Source organism: Arthrobacter sp. NPDC089319, assembly GCF_040684925.1.
Taxonomy (GTDB): domain Bacteria; phylum Actinomycetota; class Actinomycetes; order Actinomycetales; family Micrococcaceae; genus Crystallibacter.
In genome coordinates this window covers 28,443-50,969 of the sequence record NZ_JBFBGZ010000009.1, presented here as the reverse complement: position 1 = coordinate 50,969, position 22,527 = coordinate 28,443, and the positions used below count along the sequence as shown (strand labels likewise).

The 22,527-nt window shown below is 66.7% G+C and carries 20 protein-coding genes and 1 riboswitch; of the genes, 16 read left to right on the top strand and 4 right to left on the bottom strand.

Annotated features, from left to right (window positions below):
* Positions 1 to 73 precede the first annotated feature (73 nt).
* Together hutH and AB0N75_RS13965 are read right to left on the bottom strand one after the other, a co-directional pair.
* Positions 74 to 1,654 (bottom strand): histidine ammonia-lyase, encoded by a 1,581-nt coding sequence (gene hutH, locus AB0N75_RS13970; protein WP_364650909.1) that lies wholly within the window; start codon positions 1,652 to 1,654, stop codon positions 74 to 76.
* 46 nt (positions 1,655 to 1,700) lie between these two features.
* Positions 1,701 to 2,726: an ABC transporter substrate-binding protein gene (locus AB0N75_RS13965; RefSeq protein ID WP_364650906.1), complete on the bottom strand. Its 1,026-nt coding sequence runs from the start codon at positions 2,724 to 2,726 to the stop codon at positions 1,701 to 1,703.
* Positions 2,727 to 2,907: 181 nt separating this feature from the next.
* On the opposite strand from AB0N75_RS13965, the gene AB0N75_RS13960 reads away from it, so the two are divergent.
* From AB0N75_RS13960 to hutI, 5 genes are all read left to right on the top strand, one after another.
* The gene (locus tag AB0N75_RS13960) at positions 2,908 to 3,576 is read left to right on the top strand and encodes a helix-turn-helix domain-containing protein (protein ID WP_364650903.1); all 669 of its coding nucleotides are present in this window, start codon (positions 2,908 to 2,910) and stop codon (positions 3,574 to 3,576) included.
* A gap of 60 nt (positions 3,577 to 3,636) precedes the next feature.
* On the top strand, positions 3,637 to 5,334 hold the full coding sequence (gene hutU, locus AB0N75_RS13955) for a urocanate hydratase (RefSeq protein ID WP_364650900.1): 1,698 nt from the start codon (positions 3,637 to 3,639) through the stop codon (positions 5,332 to 5,334).
* 182 nt (positions 5,335 to 5,516) lie between these two features.
* Complete coding sequence (locus AB0N75_RS13950) at positions 5,517 to 6,716, top strand: allantoate amidohydrolase (protein ID WP_364650897.1); 1,200 nt, start codon at positions 5,517 to 5,519, stop codon at positions 6,714 to 6,716.
* Positions 6,713 to 8,104, top strand: a complete 1,392-nt coding sequence (locus tag AB0N75_RS13945) for a formimidoylglutamate deiminase (protein WP_364650894.1) — start codon at positions 6,713 to 6,715, stop codon at positions 8,102 to 8,104. The genes AB0N75_RS13950 and AB0N75_RS13945 overlap by 4 nt, the downstream gene beginning before the upstream one ends.
* Positions 8,101 to 9,330, top strand: a complete 1,230-nt coding sequence (gene hutI / locus AB0N75_RS13940; protein WP_364650892.1) for an imidazolonepropionase — start codon at positions 8,101 to 8,103, stop codon at positions 9,328 to 9,330. Before AB0N75_RS13945 ends, hutI begins: the two co-directional genes overlap by 4 nt.
* A gap of 25 nt (positions 9,331 to 9,355) precedes the next feature.
* Here the strand turns inward: hutI and AB0N75_RS13935 are convergent, their stop codons facing one another.
* The gene (locus AB0N75_RS13935; RefSeq protein ID WP_364650889.1) at positions 9,356 to 10,012 is read right to left on the bottom strand and encodes a GntR family transcriptional regulator; all 657 of its coding nucleotides are present in this window, start codon (positions 10,010 to 10,012) and stop codon (positions 9,356 to 9,358) included.
* Between the two features lie 177 nt (positions 10,013 to 10,189).
* On the opposite strand from AB0N75_RS13935, the gene AB0N75_RS13930 reads away from it, so the two are divergent.
* The 7 genes from AB0N75_RS13930 to AB0N75_RS13900 all read left to right on the top strand — a co-directional run bounded on the left by AB0N75_RS13930 (position 10,190) and on the right by AB0N75_RS13900 (position 16,423).
* Positions 10,190 to 11,251, top strand: a complete 1,062-nt coding sequence (locus tag AB0N75_RS13930; protein ID WP_364650886.1) for an aromatic ring-hydroxylating dioxygenase subunit alpha — start codon at positions 10,190 to 10,192, stop codon at positions 11,249 to 11,251.
* Between the two features lie 8 nt (positions 11,252 to 11,259).
* The gene (locus tag AB0N75_RS13925) at positions 11,260 to 11,709 is read left to right on the top strand and encodes a hypothetical protein (protein ID WP_364650883.1); all 450 of its coding nucleotides are present in this window, start codon (positions 11,260 to 11,262) and stop codon (positions 11,707 to 11,709) included.
* A 148-nt stretch (positions 11,710 to 11,857) separates the two neighbouring features.
* Positions 11,858 to 12,805, top strand: coding sequence for an ABC transporter substrate-binding protein (locus AB0N75_RS13920; RefSeq protein ID WP_364650880.1), 948 nt, complete (start codon positions 11,858 to 11,860; stop codon positions 12,803 to 12,805).
* A gap of 19 nt (positions 12,806 to 12,824) precedes the next feature.
* Entirely contained in the window at positions 12,825 to 13,763 is a 939-nt protein-coding gene (locus AB0N75_RS13915; protein WP_364650877.1) for an amino acid ABC transporter permease, read from the top strand.
* Positions 13,760 to 14,557: an amino acid ABC transporter ATP-binding protein gene (locus AB0N75_RS13910; RefSeq protein ID WP_364650874.1), complete on the top strand. Its 798-nt coding sequence runs from the start codon at positions 13,760 to 13,762 to the stop codon at positions 14,555 to 14,557. Before AB0N75_RS13915 ends, AB0N75_RS13910 begins: the two co-directional genes overlap by 4 nt.
* Before the next feature lie 20 nt (positions 14,558 to 14,577).
* Positions 14,578 to 15,534 (top strand): PDR/VanB family oxidoreductase, encoded by a 957-nt coding sequence (locus tag AB0N75_RS13905; RefSeq protein WP_364650871.1) that lies wholly within the window; start codon positions 14,578 to 14,580, stop codon positions 15,532 to 15,534.
* Positions 15,535 to 15,643: 109 nt separating this feature from the next.
* On the top strand, positions 15,644 to 16,423 hold the full coding sequence (locus AB0N75_RS13900; protein WP_364650868.1) for a CPBP family intramembrane glutamic endopeptidase: 780 nt from the start codon (positions 15,644 to 15,646) through the stop codon (positions 16,421 to 16,423).
* Between the two features lie 159 nt (positions 16,424 to 16,582).
* On the opposite strand, the gene AB0N75_RS13895 is transcribed toward AB0N75_RS13900, so the two are convergent.
* Positions 16,583 to 17,224 (bottom strand): VOC family protein, encoded by a 642-nt coding sequence (locus AB0N75_RS13895; protein ID WP_364650865.1) that lies wholly within the window; start codon positions 17,222 to 17,224, stop codon positions 16,583 to 16,585.
* A 199-nt stretch (positions 17,225 to 17,423) separates the two neighbouring features.
* Positions 17,424 to 17,538, top strand: a riboswitch (SAM riboswitch).
* Positions 17,539 to 17,605: 67 nt separating this feature from the next.
* Here AB0N75_RS13895 and AB0N75_RS13890 point away from each other — a divergent pair.
* The 4 genes from AB0N75_RS13890 (at position 17,606) to AB0N75_RS13875 (ending at position 22,527) form a co-directional block, all read left to right on the top strand.
* On the top strand, positions 17,606 to 18,931 hold the full coding sequence (locus AB0N75_RS13890; RefSeq protein WP_364650862.1) for a bifunctional o-acetylhomoserine/o-acetylserine sulfhydrylase: 1,326 nt from the start codon (positions 17,606 to 17,608) through the stop codon (positions 18,929 to 18,931).
* 80 nt (positions 18,932 to 19,011) lie between these two features.
* Entirely contained in the window at positions 19,012 to 20,082 is a 1,071-nt protein-coding gene (locus AB0N75_RS13885) for a homoserine O-acetyltransferase (RefSeq protein WP_364651274.1), read from the top strand.
* Positions 20,083 to 20,212: 130 nt separating this feature from the next.
* Positions 20,213 to 21,580 carry an extracellular solute-binding protein gene (locus tag AB0N75_RS13880; protein ID WP_364650859.1) on the top strand — a complete coding sequence of 456 codons (1,368 nt, stop codon included), beginning with the start codon at positions 20,213 to 20,215 and terminating at the stop codon, positions 21,578 to 21,580.
* Between the two features lie 92 nt (positions 21,581 to 21,672).
* Positions 21,673 to 22,527 (top strand): sugar ABC transporter permease, encoded by an 855-nt coding sequence (locus AB0N75_RS13875; protein WP_364651271.1) that lies wholly within the window; start codon positions 21,673 to 21,675, stop codon positions 22,525 to 22,527.

The window sequence follows — 22,527 nt, the reverse complement described above, 5'->3', positions numbered from 1 at the left end:
TTCCCGGCGTTGGTTCCGGTCCGGCGATCCGGAACCAACGGTGTTTCCGGGCACCAGTGTAGTGCCGTTCGGGTCAGTTCAGTGCGCTGCCCGAGGCCTGCTCGACGGCGTCCAGCAGTACACCGCTGTCCACCAGCACACGGACGGCCTCGATCTCGGGGGAGAGATAGCGGTCGGTGCCCGGTCCTTCCACCACCGTGCGAATTTCCCGGCGCACGGCGGTTACCGCGGGGGCGCTCCGGGAACTGTCCACGCCGCCGTCGCGCATATCCAGGGCGCGGGAGCTTGTGAGCAGTTCGATGGCCAGCACCCGGGTCAGGCCGTCCAGCGCCCGGCGCAGCTTCAGCCCGGCCGACCAGCCCATCGAGACATGGTCCTCCTGCATGGCCGAGGACGGGATCGAGTCCACCGACGCGGGATTGGCCAGCCGCTTGAGCTCGCTGACGATCCCGGCCTGGGTGTACTGGGCGATCATGTGCCCGGAATCCACGCCCGGATCGTCAGCCAGGAAGGCGTTGAGCCCGTGGCTGCGGGCGCTGTCGAGGAACCGGTCGGTGCGCCGTTCGCTCATCGAGGCCAGGTCGGCCACGGCAATGGCCAGGAAATCCAGTGCATAGCCAACGGGCGCGCCGTGGAAGTTGCCGTTGGACTCTACCCTGCCGTCCACGGTGACCACCGGATTATCGACGGCGGAGGACAGCTCGTAGCCGGCCACCGATTCCACATGGGCCAGCGTGGCGCGCGCCGCGCCGTGCACCTGCGGGGCGCAGCGCAGCGAGTACGCATCCTGGACTCGGGTGAACCGGTGCTGGCCGTGCTTTTGCTCCTCGATCAGGGCGGAGCCGGCGAGCACGGCACGCATGTTGGCAGCGGCGGCAATCTGGCCGGGATGCGGCCGGAGCGCGTGCAGGTCTTCGGCCAGCACGGCGTCAGTGCCCAGCAAGCCCTCGATGCTCATGGCGGCGGCGAGGTCGGCAGTCTTGAGCAGCCGGTGCAGGTCCGCCGAGGCCATGATCAGCATGCCCAGCATGCCGTCGGTGCCGTTGATCAGTGCCAGGCCCTCCTTTTCCCGCAGTTCCACCGGTTCCAGCCCGGCGGCGGCCAGCGCATCGGCCGCGGGCACCAGTTCGCCTTGGTTGTTGCGGACCTGGCCTTCGCCCATCAGGGCGAGCGCGCAGTGGGCCAGCGGAGCCAGATCGCCCGAGCAGCCCAGGGAGCCGTATTCGCCGACCACCGGGGTGATGCCGGCATTGAGGATCCCCGCATAGGCCTGGGCCACCAGGGGTCGGACGCCGGTGCGGCCGGTGGCCATGGTGGACAGCCGGTTGAGCATCAGCCCGCGGATCACCTCCCGGTCCACTTCAGCGCCGGAGGACGCGGCGTGGCTGCGGATCAGGCTGCGCTGGAGTTGCGTGCGCAGCTGAACCGGGATCTGTTTGGTGGCCAGGGCGCCGAAGCCGGTGCTGACCCCGTAGTGCGGCACGTCGTCGTTCACCAGCGCCTCGATCACCTCTCGCGAGGTGGCCATCGCGGCGAGCGACTCCTCGCTGAGTTCCACCGCGGCGCCGTGACGGGCGACGGCAACGACGTCGGCGGGGGAGAGCGGCCCGACGGAGACGGAGACGGATACGGTCTGGAGCTGGGACTGGGACATGGTGCCTTTCAAGCGGTGACGGGCTGGACGGGTTTGGGCGCGGGGGCTAGTCGGCGATCAGTGCGTCATAGTCGGGGTCGTTCTTCAGGACGCCGTACTTGACGGCGGCCGACCCCAGCTTCTGCAGGCCCTCCTGATTGATCTCCGGGTACCAGCGGGACATCACTACCGTCTCTGCGAGTTCGGGCGTGATCTTGGCGTAATCCTGGATGACGGAGCGCACCTCGTCGTCGTTCTCCGCCGCGAACTGGAAGGACTTATCCAGCGCCCGACGGAACCGCTCCACGAGTTCGGGGTTCTCCTGCATCGTCTGCTCGGAGGTGAAGTAGAAGGCCGAGTCGAAGTCCTCGGTGAGATCGGTCATCGGGCTGGCCACAATCTCGCCGCCGGCTTCCAGGATCTGGGTGCGGAACGGCTCGGTGGTCCAAGCGGCATCCACGTCACCGCGCTCCAGCGCCGCCGGCATGTTGGGGTAGGGCATTTCCACGAAGTCGACGTCGTCCGGGTTGCCGCCGGCCTGCTCAACGGCATTCCGGATGGTGACATCGGCAAAGTTGTTCAGTGCGTTGACGGCCACCGTCTTGCCCACCAGATTGGCCGCGTTCTCGATCCCGGCTTCCGGCAGGGCGGCGACCTCGGTCACATCCTTGCCCGGCTCGTTGGTGGAGCTGGAGCCATTGGACACCACGGTGATCGGCAAACCCTTGTCCCGTGCGATCAGCAGCGAGACGACGTTGGAGTAGCCGAACTGGTATTCGCCGGTCATCACCGCCGGCACGATTGCGGCACCGCCCTGGGCCAGCTGGACCGAGAGCTGGATGCCTTCGTCCTCGAAGTAGCCCTCCTGGATGCCCAGATACACCGGGGCCACATCCGTGATCGGGATCAGCCCCAGATTCACCTGGTCCAACTGGGCGTCTGCCGACTGGGCCGCCGGGTCCGTCCCGCCGGTCGAGGAGGGGCTGCCGGAGCCGCAGCCGGTCAGCAGCAGGGCACCGGCCAGCACCGCTGCCGAAGCGGTGGCCAGAAGGGGGCGGCGGGCGGTGGGGGCCGCGGACATCAGTTGGCGCATGAAGGTCTCCTTGGTCTGCCGATGCATGGCATGTTCGTTTCGAGGAGTAAAACGAATCGGCTGTTACCCGAAACTACCTAGGGGATGTGTCGGGGGTCAATACTTTCGTCAAAATTCTTGCCGCTGGATGAAATTGATGTTTTACTGGCTGCAATAAAGCCGGTCTCAGCGGAGGAGCAGCATGGTGCCAAAAACGGGTGCGGATCCCACCACCAGGGCCGCCGACCGCGCGCTGGCACTGCTGCGGATCGTCTGCGAGAACGACGGCGTCAAGCTCGCCGACGCGGCCAAGGCCGTCGACCTGTCCGCCTCGACGGCACTGCGCCTGCTGCGCACGCTGGAAGCCAACGGATTCGCCGCCAAACGCGGAAACGCCCTGTACCGTCCGGGGTTTCGGATGGTGCAGTTGGGCGTGCAGGCGCTCAGCCACGAGTCGCTGGTCGACGCCGGCCGGGACGTGCTGCGCACGCTGGTGGACCGGACCGGCGAGTCGGCTTACCTGAGCGTGACCGCCGGCAACGAGCACGGGCTCTACGTGGCCATCGAAGAAGGCACCCACTCCGTGCGGCACGTGAACTGGGTGGGCCGGACCTTCCCGATCGCGGGCAGCGCGGCCGGAGCGGCGCTGAGCGGACAGCTGGGCCGCGGCACCTTCACCGTGATGGCGGACAGCGTGGAGGCCGACGTGACCGCCGTCGCGGCCCCCGTCTTCGCCGGAGACAAAGTCGTGGCGGCGCTGAGCGTCGTCGCTCCCAGCTACCGCACCACCACCGAGGCAGCAGAAAAATTCGGCCTGCTCTTGGCCGAACAGGCCGGCACACTCTTCACCGAGCCGGAAACAACGTCCTAGCCAGAACCTCCTAGCCAGAAACCTCGAGCCAGATTCGTCCCAGCCAGAAAGGGCACAACAATGACGTTCACCCAGCACGATCCCTCCCGCAGCATCCGCGCTCCCCGCGGCACCACGCTGACCGCCAAGAGCTGGCAGGCCGAGGCGCCGCTTCGGATGCTCATGAACAACCTGGATCCCGAAGTGGCCGAGCGCCCCGAGGATTTGGTGGTCTACGGCGGAACCGGCCGCGCCGCGCGGTCCTGGGAGGCCTATGACGCGATCGTGAAGACGCTGGCGGACCTGGAAGACGATGAGACGCTGCTGGTGCAGTCGGGCAAACCGGTCGGCGTACTCCGGACCAACCCGTGGGCGCCGCGGGTGCTGCTGGCCAACTCGAACCTGGTGGGGGACTGGGCCAACTGGCCGGAGTTCCGCCGGTTGGAAGCCGAGGGCCTGATGATGTACGGCCAGATGACCGCCGGTTCCTGGATCTACATCGGCACTCAGGGAATCCTGCAGGGCACCTTCGAGACGTTCGCCGCCGTCGGCGCCAAGCTGCATGAGGCAGGCAGGACCGGGTCGCCTACGCTGGCCGGAACGCTGACCCTGACCGGCGGCTGCGGCGGCATGGGCGGCGCGCAGCCGCTGGCCGTGACGCTCAACGACGGTGCCTGCCTGATCGTCGACGTGGACGAGGCCAGGCTGCGCCGCCGCGTGGGCAAGCGCTACCTGGACGAGGTGGAGACGGATCTGGACACGGCCCTCGCCAAGGTCATGAAGGCCAAGGAAGAAGGCCGCGGCTGGTCCGTGGGCTACGTGGGCAATGCCGCCGAGGTGTTCCCGGAGATCCTGCGCAGGCACCAGGCCGGTGAGCTCACCGTGGACGTGGTGACCGACCAGACCTCCGCCCACGATCCGCTGTCCTACCTGCCCGAAGGTATCTCGGTGGCGGACTGGCAGCAGGAGGCCCAGGCCGATCCCGAGGGATTCACCAAGAAGGCGCAGGCCTCGATGGCCCGTCACGTGCAGGCGATGGTGGAGTTCCAGGATGCCGGCGCCGAAGTTTTCGACTACGGAAACTCGATCCGCGACGAGGCACGCAAGGGCGGCTATGACCGGGCCTTCGAGTTCCCCGGTTTCGTCCCGGCTTACATCCGTCCGCTGTTCTGCGAGGGGCTGGGCCCGTTCCGCTGGGTGGCGCTGTCCGGCGACCCGAAGGACATCGAGGTCACCGACGCCGCGCTGAAGGAACTCTTCCCGGAGAACGAACACCTGCACCGCTGGCTGGACGCCGCCGCCGAACGGGTGGAGTTCGAAGGGCTGCCGGCGCGCATCTGCTGGCTGGGCTACGGCGAGCGGCACCAGGCCGGCCTGCTGTTCAACCGGCTGGTCGCGGAAGGCAAGGTCTCGGCCCCGATCGTGATCGGCCGCGACCACCTTGACTCCGGTTCCGTCGCCTCGCCCTACCGCGAGACCGAGGCCATGGCCGACGGTTCCGACGCGATCGCCGACTGGCCGCTGCTCAACGCGCTGACGGCGGCGAGCTCCGGGGCCACTTGGGTCTCCATCCACCACGGCGGCGGCGTCGGCATCGGACGTTCCATCCACGCCGGCCAGGTCTCGGTGGCGGACGGTACGGAACTGGCGGCGCAGAAGCTGGAGCGGTTGCTGACCAACGACCCGGGCATGGGCGTGATCCGGCACGTGGACGCGGGTTATGACCGGGCGGTCGAGGTGGCGGCCGAGCGCGGTGTCCGGATCCCGATGAACGACTAGGTAGGCGGCCTGGGGCCGGCTTTCGCCGGCGCTTCGACACCTCGCTCGTTTCTCGCTCGGCGAGGCGCGCCTACACGAAAGCCGGCCTCCGGCCGTCCCACATCTGCACTGGGCTGCCGGGACGCGTGCTCTATGGGAAAGCCGGGTTCCGGCGACTACAGCTAACGAAGGAAAGTTTGATCATGGAAACGGTCACGTCACTCCTGGAGTCCATTGCCGATGTTGGGCGGGATGGGCAGCGCGGGGGGTATTCGCGCCCGGTGTTCTCCACCGCGGAGCTGGATTTGCGCGGCTGGTTCATCGAACAGGCCGGGCGCCGCGGTCTGGAGGTGGAGACGGACCGCAACGGCATCATCTGGGCGTGGTGGGGTCAGCCGCAGCGCGGCGCGCTGGTCACCGGCAGCCATCTGGATTCGGTGCCCGGGGGCGGTGCTTTCGACGGTCCGCTGGGTGTCGCCTCGGCGCTCGCCGCCGTTGACGTGCTCAAGCAGCGCGGCGTGCAGCCGAACAGGCCGCTGGCCGTCACGGTCTTTCCGGAAGAGGAGGGTTCGCGGTTCGGTGTGGCGTGCCTCGGCTCGCGGCTGCTGGCCGGGGCCATCGACCCGGACAAGGCCCGGAACCTGCGCGATGAGCACGGCACCACCTTCGCCGATGCCGCCCGGGCCAATGGGCTGGACCCGGCGCACCTCGGTCGCGACGACGAGGCGCTGGCACGGATCGGCGACTTCATCGAGCTGCACGTGGAGCAGGGCCGCGGCCTCGGTGAGGACGGGCCGGCCATCGCCGTCGGCAGTTCCATCCTGGGTCACGGGCGGTGGCGGATCAGCGTCGCCGGCCAGGGCAACCACGCCGGCACCACGCTGATGGCTGACCGCGCGGACCCGATGGTGGCCGCCGCGCAGATCATCCTGGCCGTGCAGCAGATCGCAGCCAAGCAGGCTGACGCGCGGGCCACGGTCGGCCGGATCCAGCCGGTTCCCGGCGGCACCAATGTGATCGCCTCCCGGGTGGACCTGTGGCTGGACGCCCGGCACCCGGACGACGCCGTCACCGCGCAGCTGGTCGAGACCATTCACGGCAAGGCGCAGAAGATCGCAGCCTTCGAAGGCTGCTCGGTGTCCCTGACGGAAGAGTCCTACAGCGGCACGGTGCACTTCGATCCGGCCCTGCAGCGCCAGCTGGAGAATGCCCTGCCCGGTGCTCCGGTGCTCGCCACCGGTGCCGGACACGACGCCGGCGTGCTGGCCGCCCGGGTGCCCTCGGGCATGCTGTTCGTGAAGAACCCCTCCGGCATCTCTCACTCGCCGGAGGAATACGTTGAACCGTGGGACGCCGACGCCGGCGCTACCGCGCTCGCCGATGTGCTGGAGGCCCTGCTGTGAGCAGCATCTGGTGCGAACGCGCCTGGCTGGGGCCGGAGGGCGTGGCGGATAACATCCTGCTGGAAACGGACGACGGCGGTGCTATCACCCAGGTGGGCACGGCACCCCGGCCGGATCCCGGGTCCGGTGTGCTGGTGCTGGACGGCGTGGTCTTCCCGGCAGCGGCCAACGCGCATTCGCATGCCTTCCACCGTGCCCTGCGCGGCCGCACGCATGCCGGCAGGGGCGATTTCTGGACCTGGCGCGAGCAGATGTACCGGGCGGCCGGCGCGCTGACCCCCGGAAAGTATGAGCGGCTGGCCACGGCCGTGTTCGCCGAGATGGTGACTGCCGGTTTCAGCAGCGTGGCCGAATTCCACTACGTCCATCACCGACCGGACGGCGCCGCGTACGGCGGTGGTTTGGGTGCTGACGGAGCCGATGACCACGACGGCGACGACCTAGCCGGCGCGCACGCGATGGAACTGGCCCTGTGCCGGGCTGCTGCCGCCGCCGGGATCCGCCTGACCCTGCTGGACACCTGTTACCTGGCTGGCGGCATCGGCAAGCCGCTGGCCCCAGAACAGCAGCGGTTCGGCGACGGCGACGTGCACGCTTGGTTGGACCGGCTGGATTCGCTCCGGAAGACGGTTGCAGCCCGGTTCGACCCGGCCCACATCACCGTGGGCGCGGCGCTGCACTCGGTGCGGGGCGTGCCCGAATCCGCGCTGCCGGTCATTGCCGACCGGCTGCCGCCGGAGCTGCCACTGCACATCCATTTGTCCGAGCAGCCGGCCGAAAACGAGGCCTGCCTGGCCGAGTATGGCGTCACTCCGGCCGGACTGCTGGCGCGGCACGGACTGCTGTCGGCGCGCCTGAGCGCCGTCCACGCCACCCACCTGACCGCCGAGGACATCGAGCTGCTGGGCAGCGCCGGAGCCACCGTGGTGATGTGCCCAACCACGGAAGCCGACCTCGCCGATGGGATCGGCCCGGCCCGGGCCCTGACCGATGCCGGCGCCCTGATCGCGCTGGGCACCGACCAGCACGCCGTCGTGGACCCGTGGCTGGAGATGCGGGCGCTGGAGCACGGCGAACGTCTGGCCAGCGGGCAGCGCGGACGGTTCACGCCTGACGAACTCCTGCACGCCGCGTCGGCTGGAGCCGCGGCCGCGATGGCGACCCCCACCGCGGGGATCGCCGTCGGCATGGCAGCCGATCTGGCCGCGGTCAACCCGGCCTCCATGCGCACAGTGGGCTCGGAACCCGGCCAGTTGCCGCTGACGGCCACGTCGGCGGATGTCACGGCCGTCGTCGTCGGCGGGGAACTGCTGGCGGTCAACGGCATCCACTCGCAGCTGGGCCAGCCCGCCGACCTGCTGGCCGCGGCACTGAAGGAGATCGCATGAGCACCGTCATCACCAATATCGGCGAACTGCACACGCAGGACCCGGCCCGTGGCGCTGATTCAGTGCTCCGCGATGCCGCGGTGATCATCGAGGGGGAGCGCATTGCCTGGCTCGGTTCCTCGGCGCAGGCGCCCGACGCCGACGAACAATTCGATGCCGGCGGACGGGCTCTGTTGCCCGGCTGGGTGGACTCGCACACCCATCTGGTCTTCGCCGGCGACCGCACCGCCGAGTTTGAAGCCCGGATGGCCGGCCAGTCCTACCAGGCCGGCGGGATTGCGGTAACCACCGGCGCCACCCGCGAGGCCAGCGACTATGAGCTGACCCGGCTGCTGCTGGCCCGCGTCGCGGAGGCGGCGGCCGGCGGCACCACCTACCTGGAGACCAAGACTGGCTACGGCCTGGACGTGGAGCAGGAGGCCCGCAGCGCCCGGATCGCGTCCACGGTGGCCGACGAGGTGACGTACCTCGGCGCGCATCTGGTGCCGGCCGGCATCGACGCCGACGAGTACACCGACTTGGTCTGCGGCGACATGCTGGCTGCGGTCAGGCCGTACGTGCAGTGGGCGGACGTGTTTTGCGAACGCGGCGCCTTCAACGAGGAGCAGTCGCGCCGGGTCCTCGCTGCCTGCCGCGACGCCGGCCTGGGCCTGCGCGTGCACGGCAACCAGCTGGGCGAGGGGCCCGGCGTGCGGCTGGCGGTGGAATTCGGCGCGGCCAGCGTGGACCACGTGAACTACCTCTCCGACGACGACGTCGCGGCGCTCGCCGGTACCTGGGCAGGATGGGACCGGTCCAGCGGCACGGGGGAGCGCGGCACCGTGGCCACCTGCCTGCCGGCCTGCGATCTATCCACCCGGCAGCCGCTGGCGCCGGGACGGCAACTACTGGATGCCGGTGCGGAAATTGCCCTGGCCTCCAACTGCAACCCCGGCACCTCCTTCACCAGTTCCATGAACTTTTGCGTGACGACGGCGGTGCTGCAGATGGGATTGAGCGTGCAGGAAGCGGTCCGCGCGGCGACCTACGGTGGCGCTCTGGCTTTGGGCCGCCACGTGGGCCGGGATGCGGACGGGCAACGGGCGGTGGGGTCAATCGCCGTCGGGCACCGCGCCGACCTGCACTTGCTGAACGCGCCCTCGGCCACCCACCTGGCCTACCGCCCCGGCATGCCGCTGACCGCCGCCGTGTGGCGGGCCGGCGTGAGCCCGGCCGCCAGGGGCTGAGCCGCGGCGGAGCGGGAGCGGTAGCTCAACCGATGTGTTCGTAGCGGTTGGGATCTTTGACGTCGTGGCAATGCGCCAGAACGTCGACGGCGCGGTCCGGATCCTGGTCTCTGAGTGCCTGCAGAATGCTGCGGTGATCGTGGATGACCTTGGCCTGGTGATCCGGCCCCTGCCGGTAGGTCAAGGTGATCCGGTGCTGGATGGGGTGGTTCCAGATGGAGGAAATGACGCCGCGCAGGTAGTCGTTGGCAGCGGGCTCCACCAGGGCCAGATGGAACGCGCGGCCCAACCGAAACAGCTCGTCGCTGTCCTGCGGGTCAACGATCTCCGTCTCATCGATGAGACCGCCCAGCCGCACCAGCTGCTGGGGTGTGTAGGAGCCGATGGCGTTCCGGACCGCGAGGGATTCCAGGGCGTAGCGGACCTCGAAGACGTTCTCGATCTCGCGCTCGTCGAGCTGGTTGACGATGTAGCCCTTGCCCGGCACAAGGGTGGTCAGTCCTTCCAGCGTCAGCTGCGTGAGCGCATCGCGGACAGGGGTGCGGGACACGCCATACTGCGAGGCGACACCCTCCTGCGCCAAAGCCGAGCCCGGCTTGATCGCCCCGCTGATGATGTCGGCGCTCAGCTGCTCGTGGACGCGGACCGCGAGCGGTCTCACGTCATTCGGAATGGCAGCCATGGGTGGGCCTCCTTCTGTTGTTCCTTGTGCACTCTAGCGTCCCGTCGGCAGCAGGACTCGGTGAGACGTGGAATTTGGGTGAAACGGTAACCGAGGAACCTTTTGGTGAAAGTGCTTGACGTCACAATCGACCTCTGAATACAGTGTATACACCCGCTATGGAGGAGAACCGAAAAAATGTATGTGCTGAACACTTGGTATGTGGCGGCGTGGTCGACTGAAGTCACCCGCAAGCCGGTGCGCCGAGTCATCTGCGAGCAGCCGATCGTCCTGTTCCGAACGCAGGACAACGAAGCTATTGCCTTGGCGGACCGCTGTGCGCACCGCGCCTTCCCGCTCTCCGAGGGCCGCACCATCGGCGATTCGGTGGAGTGCGGCTACCACGGCTTCACTTACGGCCCGGACGGCATGTGCACCAAGGTGCCGGCCCAGACATCGATCCCGGAACGCGCAAAGGTGCGCAAATACCCGGTGGTGGAGCAGGACGGCTGGATCTGGGTCTGGACCGGCGATCCGGAACTGGCCGATCCGGCCGACGTCCCGGACACCCACTGGATGGTGGAACCGGAGTGGGCAACCGTCACGCACTCGTACCTCTTCAAGTGCCGGGCCGACCTGATCCACGACAACCTGTTGGACCTGACCCATGAGTCTTTCCTGCACCAGACCACGGTGGGCGATGACTACATCTACGAACACGGGATCACCGTGGAGGTCGACGGCAACGTGGTCAGCGTCGACCGCCTCATGCCCTCCGTTGAAGCGCCGCCGCTCTACGCCGAAACCATGGACGCCCGCGGCCTGTTCGACCGCTTCCACTGCACGGAGTTCTTTGTGCCGAACCTGCATGTTCTCCACTCGGGCATCACCGGCGAGGGCAAGCCGCGCGAAGAGGGCTTCCTGATCAAGGTACTCAACGGCATCACGCCGATCGACGCGCACAACTCCTGGTACTACTACGCCTTCAGCCGGAACTTCGCCGTCGACAATGAGCAGGCGACCGAAGACCTGCGCGTTGGCCTGGCCACCGTGCTGGACGAGGACGCCTCCGCCCTGGAGGCACAGGAGATTGGCATGCAGACCCGCCCGGACGGCGAGTTCGACGTGCTGATCGCCCAGGACGGCGGCGTGGCCCGGGCCCGGCGCATCCTGGGCGCGCTGCTGAAGCAGGAACAGCAGGCGAAGGCCGCGGCCCAGCCGGCCGCCCGCCGGGAGCCGGTTGCTCCCAGGACGGCATAGGTTCCGCCATGTGGATGCTGATCAGAGCCAACCCGCTCGGCGGCGAAACTGCCACCGAAACGGGCGCCAAGATCCTGGCGGCATGTCCGGACTCGGCCGAGCGCGGCGACCCGTGGCGGTGGACGGTCCAGCTGGATGAAACCGGCCCCGAGCCCACTGTGGAACTGGAGGCCGATGCACGCTATATCGCCTCCGAAAGCCACCGCTACACCGGCGGCTATTCGGGCACGCTGCAGCGCGGGCCCGGCGAGCAGCTGATTGTGACCGGACTCGGCGGCGAAGCCCTCGTCGCGGCGGCGGACGGCCCGTGGGAACGCTGGTTGCGGCCCGGCGACGTGTTCATCGTCGAGGGCGAGGACGCCGAGACCATCCGGCTCTCGCTCGCCTCCGGAGAGTCCGCCGTCCAGGTCATCACCCTCGCCCCGCGGAAGGCCAACGTCCTGAGGTGGGTCCCCTGACCGAGGCGTGCCGCCTTCGTTTCTAGTCGCCGACGGACCCTGCTGCACGTCGAACCCGAAATTTCTTGCACCGAGGCACTGGTCGTCTCCTGATCAGTGCGGATATCCATAACCGGACAACGCCGTCCGGACCATGAAAGGAAAGTCCATGCGTCATTCCCATCACCGTGCCATCCGTTCCTCTCTCCTGGCAGGATCCGTCCTGCTGGCCGTTTCCCTGACCGCATGCACCAATGCCTCCGGCGCGGCCACGGGTCCTGCGGACACTGCTGCACCGGCCGCTACGGGCGCCGGGGTGGAAGCCGTCCAGGTCAACGAAGCAGCCCGGAACCTGCTGCCGGAGGACGTTCTGGCCGCCGGTACGCTGAAAGTCGCTTCCGATCCGACCTACGCTCCGTTCGAGTACTACGACACCGACAACAAAACCATGATCGGCTTCGACGTGGACTTCTCCGACGCCGTCGGCGCGGCCTTGGGGCTGAAAGTGGAGCACGTTCCGGCAACGTTCGACACGATCCTTGCCGGCCTGGCCTCCGGCAAGTACGACATGGCGTTGTCGGCCTTCTCCGTCACGCCGGAACGCGAGAAGATCGTCGACTTCGTCGAATACCTCCACACCGGCACGGGCATCGCCGTCGCTCCGGGAAATCCGCTGGCCATCTCCATGGACCCCATGAGCATGTGCGGGAAGAAGATCGCCGGCCAAAAGGGGTCGATCCAGTCGATGGAATACCTCCCCGAATTTTCCAAGGAATGCACGGCCAACGGAAAGGAAGCGATCAAAATCCAGAACTTCCCCGGACAGACCGACGCCAACCTGGCGCTGGCTTCAGGCCGGGTCGACGGGGTGATCGCCGACAGTGTGCCGCTGGCCTACCAGGGCAAGGAAGCCAAGGGACAGTTCGAACTGGCCGAGGGCGAGGACTACGACGCCGTACCGTTCGGCATTGCCCTGGCCAAGGACACGGGGATGACAGAAGCGGTGGCCGAAGCAGTGAAGGGCGTTATCGCCGGTGGCCACTACCAGGAACTCGGCGACAAGTGGGACTTCCCGGAGTCCGTGCTGATCACGGCCGACGCGCTCGAGGCCAAGTAGCGAAAGAGGGACCAACCCCATGACTGCCGTGACTACGCAAACCAAGCCGGTGGCCCAACCGGTCGATGGCTACACCATCGTCAAGGCGAAACACCCGGGCCGCTGGCTGGCCGCAGCGGTGATCTTCGTGGTGGGCGGATTGCTGCTGAACTCCATCTTCACCAATCCCAACTTCGGCTGGGACGTCGTGGCCATGTACCTGCGCGATATCTCGATCGGCAACGGCATCCTCGTGACGCTGGGACTTACGGTCATCAGCATGGCCATTGGGATCGTGCTGGGCGTGGTCTTGGCCGTCATGCGGCTGTCGGTCAATCCGGTGGTGCGGGGTGCTGCGTTCGCCTATGTGCACTTCTTCCGGGGAACGCCGGTGCTGGTCCAGTTGCTGTTCTGGTTCAATCTGGCAGCACTGTACCCGGTCATCACGCTGGGCATCCCGGGCGTCCAGCTGGATGCGAACCAATTCATCACGCCGATGACAGCGGCGATCCTGGGCCTCGGTCTGAACCAAGGCGCCTACATGTCCGAGATTGTCCGGGCCGGCATCCTCTCCGTTGACCACGGTCAGACCGAGGCCGCCGGGGCGCTTGGCATCACCAAGCTGCAGACCATGCGCCGCATCGTGCTGCCGCAGGCGATGCGCGTGATCATCCCGCCCACCGGCAACGAAACCATCGGCATGCTCAAGACCACCGCCCTGGTCAGCGTGATCTCCGTGCCGGAATTGCTGTATTCCGCGCAGATCATTTACGCACGCACGTTCGAGACGATCCCGTTGCTCATGGTGGCCAGCCTCTGGTACCTGCTGATCACGTCCGTCCTCACCATCGGCCAGTACTACCTGGAGCGGCGATTTGCCCGTGGCAACCAGCGAAACTTGCCGCCGACGCCTTGGCAGCAGTTGAAGCGGTTCTTCGCGACGCACGACGCACTCTCCTTGAAAGGCGGCAAGAAATGACGGCCATGAACAACGCCGAACCGATGGTCAAGGCGAACGCGGTCTGCAAGGACTTCGGCTCCAATCAGGTGCTGAAGGGCATTGACCTGCACGTCCAGCAGGGCGAGGTAGTCTGCCTGATCGGCCCGTCCGGTTCCGGGAAGAGCACGTTCCTGCGCTGCATCAACCATCTGGAGGCCATCGATGGCGGCAGGATGTGGGTCAACGGGAAGATCGTCGGCTACGAGCTCAAGGGCAATAGGCTCTACGAGCAGTCCCACAACGAGATCTGCCACAGCCGCTCGGATGTGGGCATGGTCTTCCAGCAGTTCAACCTATTCCCGCACATGACCGTGCTGCAAAACCTGATCGAGGCGCCGCGCCTGGTCCGGAAGGAGCGGAAAGCAACCGCCGTGGCGCGGGCCAAGTCGCTGCTGGACAAGGTCGGCCTGAGCGAAAAAGCGGACGCTTATCCCCGCCAACTCTCCGGCGGCCAGCAGCAGCGGGTTGCAATCGCCCGCGCCCTCTGCATGGAACCGAAACTCATGCTGTTCGATGAGCCGACATCCGCACTGGATCCCGAGCTCGTCGGCGAGGTCTTGAAGGTGATGAAGGACCTGGCCACATCCGGCATGACGATGGTGGTGGTCACGCATGAAATGAACTTCGCCCGCGACGTCGCCGACCGAGTGGTCTTCATGGACGACGGCTATGTGGTGGAAGAGGGACCGGCCCGGGACGTCATCACCAACCCTCAAAACGAACGCACCAAGGCGTTCCTGGCTTCGGTTCTCGCTGAACCGGCCGCCGCCTGATTACCGGGGTGAATGCAATCATGAACGAAGACTTTTTCGACGTCGAAGTCCGGTCGATCAGCCGCGAGTCCAACTGCGTCCTGTCCCTGCAGTTGGAACATCCGCTCGGTGACGACCTGCCGGAGTGGGATGCCGGATCGCACATCGACGTGCTTCTGCCCAACGGCCTCCTGCGCCAGTACTCGCTCTGCTCCGTGCGGACGGACCGGTCCGTTTGGCGGTTGGGCATATTGCGCGAGCCGGAGGGGCGCGGCGGCTCGGCCTACGTGCACGACCTGTTGCGGCCCGGGACCAAGATCCAGGTGCGGGGCCCGCGCAATAACTTCGTCCTGGCACCGGCGGACAGCTATGTCTTCATCGCCGGCGGCATCGGCATCACCCCCGTGCTGCCGATGATCCGCGAGGCTGCCGAACGCGGCATACCCTGGCGGCTGGTCTACCTGGGACGCAGCCGCTCCTCGATGGCGTTCCTCGACGAGATCGAGGCACTCGGCGGTGACATCCACATCCACGCCGACGATGAGAGCGGTTTCTACCCGCTGGCCGAACTGCTGGCTGAACAGGACGCGGCAACCCACGTCTACGCCTGCGGTCCCGGGCCGCTGCTCAATGTGATTCAGTCGATTGCCGACGGCTGGGAGGACCCCGGACGTTTCCACTGCGAGCGTTTCGCGGCCACCGGCGATGCCCCGGCGATTCCCGACGGCGGGTCATCGGCCTTCGTCGTCGAACTGGCCGACGGTACGGAGGTCCCGGTGGGCGCGGACGAGTCCATCCTGCAGGCGCTTGAGGCGGCCGGACTCAGCCCGCTGAACTCCTGCCGCGAGGGAATCTGCGGAACCTGCGAAACGCCGGTGCTGGACGGCGAGATTGACCACCGCGACTCGCTGTTGTCGGATGCCGAGCGTGCCGCCGGGGACACCATGATGATCTGCGTATCCCGGTGCAAGGGCAGGCGGCTGCTCCTGGACCTATAGCGGGGGAAGCCGCCGGCGGAACGGAAGCCGATGCAAGGCCGGGGGAGCGTTCAACCTGGACCCTGCCCGGATGTCGCCGGCCCCCGGTTCACTTGGCAAGATGGTGGTCATGGACAAGCAGAAGGTCGTGACCGCGAGCACACCGCGCACGCTGGGCTACTACCGGGCGGAAGTTCTCATTGTGCTCGGGCTCTCGCTGGGGCAGTCGGCGGTCTACGCCGTGGTGAACCTGCTGGAGAAGATGACCCGCGCTCCGCTGGCCTCGCAGACGACCACGTTGAACCCGGTGCTGAACCAGCGGGAAGTCTTCGATTTCGTGTACCAGATGCTCGGCATCCTCTTTGCGCTGGTACCGGTGGCCCTGGTGCTGTTCCTGCTGACCTCGGCGGGCCAGTCGGCCTTCCGCTCGATCGGGTTCACCTTCTCCCGGCCCCGGGTGGACTTCGGCCTGGGCTTCCTGCTGGCGCTGGCGATGGGTGCCGGCACGCTGGCCGTCTATGCCGCCGGCCGGGCGCTGGGGATCACCACCGCGATCGTCCCCGCGGCGTTGGACGAATACTGGTGGACCGTGCCGGTGCTGGTGCTGTCGGCGCTGCGCCACGCCATTCTCGAAGAGGTGGTCATGGTGGGCTACCTGTTCAACCGGTTCGCCAAGTTCGGCTGGGGGATCTGGACCACGATCTTCGTCAGCGCCGCCCTGCGCGGGACCTACCACCTGTACCAGGGGATCGGGCCGGGCATCGGAAACTTCCTGATGGGCCTGGTGTTCGGCTACGTCTATTCGAAGGTCAAGCGGGTGATGCCCCTGGTGGTCGCGCACGCGCTTTTGGATATCGCCGGTTTCGTCGGCTACGCGCTGGTGGGCCCGGCCATCGGCATCGGTACCTAAGACGGCGTACCTAACGGTCGGCCGAGAGGATGCTTGCCGGGGACAGGCAAAAGGCTCCCGTTCCGGCCTCTTGCGCCACCGTGGGTGGGAGCAAGAGGCCGGAACGGGAGCCCTGCGTAAAAAAGCGAGCCGTGCACCGGGCCGGACGAGACCGGAACCTTAGAGTTCGACGATGCCGTTCGCGGTTTCGAAGCGGACCGACATGATGCCCGGCGTGCCGTTCGGCGCGGTCCACGCAACCTTGACGTCGTCGAGCAGGTCATCCACCGGGGTGCCCAGCCAGTCCGCCACGCGATCCGAGGAACCGGCAATGGTCAGGCCGATCAGCTTGACGGATGCCGGGCGGGCGTTGGACGGGTGAAGCGCCTCGGTGCCGTCATCCCAGCGAAGCATGTAGGGAACCTGCGGGTCGGCGATCAGGCCCTTGATGCCGATCTGCTGCCAGGTCAATTCCTGGCCGTCCGGGAACTTGCGGTTTCCGGGAACCGCATGGCGGCCCAACCGCTCTTCGAACGGGGTCAGATCGTCCACTTCCACGCACCAGCCCATCCAGCCGCCGCCGGCTTCGGAGCGGGCACGCACGGCCTGCCCGAAGGGGGCTTTGTCGGACGCGGGGTGGGCCAGGACCTCCACCACTTCCAGGTAATGGTGGTCGGTCAGCGGGAAGATCATATTGCGGGTGCCGAAGCGGGGGTGCACCCCGCCCTTGACTGCGTCAATACCCAGAGCTTTGGAGATCCGCTCTGAGGTGGCAGCCAGACCGTCGGGCTCAACAGCATATGAAACGTGGTCGAAGCGCATAGCCATATCTTGGCACTTTGTGAACCCTCTCTCGACTTAGGGTGACCTAAGTCACCAGTATCCGGCCGGATGTGGCTCGAAGATCCATGTCTGGCAGGTGCTCACACCACCAGATTGGGGCGGAAAAAGCGCCGCTGCGGGCGGTCATAAGGTGTCACATTGTTGCGGCCGGGCGGGCTCTCCGCTGAGACTGGACGCAGGTCATGAGTGCCAGCGTGAAACCCCGGTTTGCTGGCCGGCAACCCTCCAACCGCGGTGGGGTGCCCCGGGTGAAGACCAGGCAGCCGCCATCAGGCGGTGCGCAAGCGCGGGTCACACCCGGGATAGACATGCCGGCACGGCCGGATCCCGGATGACCCCTTCCCATGAAGGAGTTGCACCATGTCCAATGCAGACTGGTCCTTTGAAACCCGTCAGATCCACGCCGGCCAGGAGCCGGATGCCGCCACCGGCGCCCGTGCACTGCCGATCTATCAGACCACTTCGTTCGTGTTCCCCAGCGCCCAGAGCGCCGCGGACCGCTTTGCCCTGTCCGAGTTGGCGCCCATTTACACGCGGATCGGCAACCCGACCAGCGAGGCCGTTGAGGCCCGGGTCGCCAGTCTGGAAGGCGGTGTCGGCGCGCTGCTGTTGGCCTCGGGCCAGGCCGCATCCACGTTCTCCATCCTGAACTTGGCCGAGGCCGGCGACCATATTGTGGCCAGCCCCAGCCTGTACGGGGGCACGTACAACCTGCTGCGCACCACGCTGCCCAAGTTCGGCATCGAGGTGACGTTCGTCGAGGATCCGGACAACCTGCAGCAGTGGCGCGACGCAGTGCAGCCGAACACGAAGGCGTTCTTCGGCGAGGTGGTCTCCAACCCGCGCCAAGATGTTTTGGACCTGGAAGCGGTCAGCAGCATCGCCCATGAGAATGGCGTGCCGCTGATAGTGGACAACACGCTGGCCACCCCGTACTTGATCCGCCCGATCGAGTGGGGCGCAGACATCGTGCTGCACTCGGCCACCAAGTACTTGGGCGGCCACGGGACGGCCATCGGCGGCGTGATCGTGGACGCCGGTACCTTCGACTTCGCTGCCAATCCGGAAAAGTTCCCGGGCTTTAACACCCCCGACGAGACCTACAACGGGCTGGTCTTCGCCCGCGACTTGGGCGTCGGAAGTGCGCTCGGCGCCAATCTCGCCTACATCCTCAAGGCCCGCGTCCAGCTGCTGCGCGACCTGGGGTCCGCGGTCTCCCCGTTCAACGCCTTCCTGATCGCCCAGGGGCTGGAGACGCTGAGCCTGCGGGTGGAGCGCCACGTGGCCAATGCGCAGAAGGTCGCGGAATTCCTCGAGGCGCACGACGACGTTGCGTCCGTCGCGTACCTCGGCCTGCCGTCGAGCCCCTGGTACGACCGCGGCCGCAAGTACGGTCCGAAGGGCACCGGCGCCATCGTGTCGTTCGAGATCAAGGGCGGGATCGAGGCCGGCAAGCGTTTTGTGGACGGCCTTGAACTGCATTCGCATGTGGCCAACCTCGGCGACGTGCGCTCGCTAGTGATCCACCCGGCGTCGACCACCCACGCCCAGCTTTCGGCCGAGGAGCGGCTGACCGCCGGCGTGACCGACGGTCTGGTCCGGCTCTCCGTGGGCATCGAGAACGTCAACGACATCATCGCCGACTTGGAGGCCGGTTTCCGCGCCGCCAAGGGCTCGGACGACTAGGCAAGCAGGTAGAACGCAGCGTGACGATCGTGCAACCGCAGGAACTGGTGGATCAGGCGACGGATGGCGTCCTGCGCAGGATGCCAGTAGGTGCGCTGGAGCTGGAAGCCGGCGGCTATCTGCCCGAGGTTGTTCTGGGATATGAAACCTGGGGCACCCTGAACGCGGATGCCTCCAACGCCGTCCTAATCGAGCACGCCCTGACCGGCAGCACGCATGTGGCCCGCGGTGCCTCCAACGAGGAGGGCTGGTGGGACGACCTGGTCGGTCCCGGGGCCACCATCGACACGGAGCGCTATTTCGTAGTGGCCGCCAACATGGTTGGCGGCTGCTACGGCTCCACCGGCCCGGCGACGCCGGCACCAGATGGTAAGCCGTGGGGGTCGCGGTTTCCGTTCGTCACCATCCGGGATTCGGTCCGGGCCGAGGCGAGGCTCGCCGATGCGCTGGGCATCCGCCGCTGGCACGCCGTGCTCGGCGGGTCGATGGGCGGGGCCCGCGCGCTCGAGTGGGCTGCGACGTTCCCCGAGCGCACGGCGCGGTGCGCCGTGATGGCGTGCGGGGCGGCCAGCACCGCCGAACAGATCGCGTTTGCCCAGGCGCAGGTCGCAGCCATCCGGCTGGATCCGCACTTTGCCGGCGGCGACTACTACGGCGGTCCCGCCCCCGAAGCCGGACTGGGTATTGCCCGGCGGATCGCCCACATCAACTACCGTTCGGAGCCTGAACTGGAGTATCGGTTCGGCCGCTCGGCGCAGGCGGAGGAACAGCCGTTTGGCGGCATCACGCCCTCCGCCCGCGGCCGCTATGCGGTGGAAAGCTATCTGGACTACCAGGCGGAGAAGTTGGTTTCCCGCTTCGACGCCAACAGCTACATCCTGCTCACAGAGGCCCTGGTCAGCCACGACGTGTCCCGCGGCCGCGGCTCGCTGGAGCAGTCCCTGGGCGGTCTCGCGGAGACGGAATTCTTCATTGCGGCGGTGGATTCGGACCGTCTCTACTTTCCGGAACAATCGCGCCAGTTGGCCGAGGCGCTGCCCGGATCGGTCAAGGTGCACACCATCGAAACGCCGCTAGGTCACGACGGTTTCCTGACCGACGTCCACCAGCTGCACGAAGAGCTCACGCAGGCGTTTTTCCCGCGGGTCTGACGCACATTGCAGTTTGATCACGGTTGGGACGAATAAATCCATTCGATGGAGCCCCTCGGTAGCATGCCGGTAGGCCCCTGACCCACGCCGACGGCGTTTGGCCCGGAAGCCTCCAAACGAGGGGGGAACCATGCTGCGTGATTACCGAATCAAAGTTTCATTGCTGGCCGTTGGAGCGCTGGCGCTGGCCGGCTGTGGCGGTGGAGGCGGGGGCGGGGAGGGCGATACCCCGCAAAGCTCCTCACTACGGATCGTGTACCAGACCACCGAGGCCAATGCCACGATGGATGAGGTGATGAAGAAGGCGAAGGCCGATTTTGAGGCTGCGCACGACGGCGTGACGGTCAATTTGGAGCCCATCACCGGCAGCGACGAAGACTATGCGACCAAGCTCGCCTTATCCCAGCGGTCGCCGGACACCGCCCCGGACGTGTTCTACGAGGACACCTTCAAGATTCGTTCGGACGTGGATGCCGGCTACCTCCTGAACCTGGATCAGTATCTGGCCGAGTGGGACGACTGGGCGAACTTCAACGAGGGAGCCAAGGAAGCCGGCCGCGCGGACGACGGCAGTATCTATGCTGTCCCGCTGGGTACTGATACTCGGGCCATTTGGTACAACAAGAACGTCCTGCAAAAGGCCGGCGTGGACGTCCCCTGGGCTCCGAAGGACTGGAACGCCATCCTGGAGGCCGCCCGGGCCATCAAGTCCTCGCAGCCGGACGTGGTCCCGTTCAACCTCTACGCCGGCACGGGCACCGGCGAAGGCACCGTCATGCAGAGTTTCTACCAGTTGCTCTATGGCACCGGCGACACGCTCTACGACGACGCTGAAGGCAAGTGGGTGGTCGGCTCGCAAGGCTTCATTGACTCGCTGGCCTTCCTGCAGACGCTTTATCAAGAGGACCTGGCGGTCACACCGGCCGAGGCCTTGGACCCGAACGTATGGCAGATGGTCTTCGGCCAACTGTTTCCCGAGGACAAACTGGGCGGAACCGTGGAAGGTTCCTACTCGCCGTCGTTCTGGCAGGAGGGAGGGTTGGTGGACTGGCTCGAATATGGCGACGTGATGGGCGTGGCACCGTTCCCCACCCAGAGCGGACAGGAGCCGGGAGCAGTCAGCATGTCCGGCGGTTGGACACTGGCGGTAGGAGCCAATTCAGCGAATCCCGATCTCGCGTTCGAGTTCCTCACAGAGGTGATGAACCAAGAGAACTCGCTGCAGTACACCGTGGCCAATTCGCAGATCGCAGTCCGTACCGATGTGGCCAAGGACCCCGCCTACTTGGAAGCCAATCCGTTCGTGGGCGAGGTTTCCGAACTGGTCTCGGTGACTAATTACCGGCCTGCCACAGCCGACTACCCGCAGATTTCGACCGCCGTTCAGGAAGCCACCGAAGCGGTGATGATGGGGAAGAAGTCACCCGAGGAGGCCGCGGCCGAGTTCGACGCCGCCGTCACCGACCTTGTTGGCGCAGAAAACACAGTGCAGAAGTAGCAGCAGTGACAGCCGCCGAGGTGGTGGCCCGCGACGCCGAAACGCGTGGCGGCACTGAGCGGCGCGGCCGGCGTCGCCCGCCGGGGAGGACAGTGCTGCGGCTGCTGCCGCTCGGCCCTGCCGTGGTGCTGCTGGGCGTGTTCCTGGCTGGCCCGATCCTGTGGGCTTTCTACGGGTCCTTGACCAACGCTGCCCTGACCGGCGTCGCCGCCAAGGACCCGCAGTGGGTCGGGCTGGAAAACTATACCGAGCTGCTCAGCGACCCGGATTTCCTGCAGTCGCTCTGGCTGACCGTCATCTTCGTCCTTGTCTCCGCCGTGCTCGGCCAAAACCTGCTGGGCCTGGGCATCGCGCTGCTGATGACGAAGGCAAGCAAGGCGGTTTCCGCGGCCGTGGGGGTATGCGTGGTGGCGGCTTGGGTGTTGCCGGAAATCGTGGCCGGCTTCGTGGCCTATGCCTTCTTCAACCGGGACGGAACCCTGAACCAGCTCACCGCGCTCTTCGGCATCGACGGGACCGACTGGCTGTTTACGGTCCCAATGCTGGCGGTGATCCTGGCCAACATCTGGCGGGGAACGGCGTTTTCCATGATGGTGTACCAGGCGGCGCTGAACGATGTGCCGGAGGAGATCACGGAAGCAGCGATGATCGACGGCGCCGGCGGATCAAAGCGGTTGTGGTACATCACGCTGCCGATGATCCGGCGCAGCATTGCCACCAACCTGATGCTCATCACCCTGCAGACGCTTTCGGTTTTCACGCTGATCTATGTGATGACGGCCGGCGGCCCGGCAGGAGCCAGCACCACGCTGCCGCTCATGGCCTACGAAGAGGCCTTCCGCTACAGCGACGTGGGCTACGGCACCGCCATCGCCGTCGTGATGCTGTTGATCGGGGCGGTCTTCTCCGTCATCTACATCCGTGCGCTGCGCGAAAGGAAGGGCTGA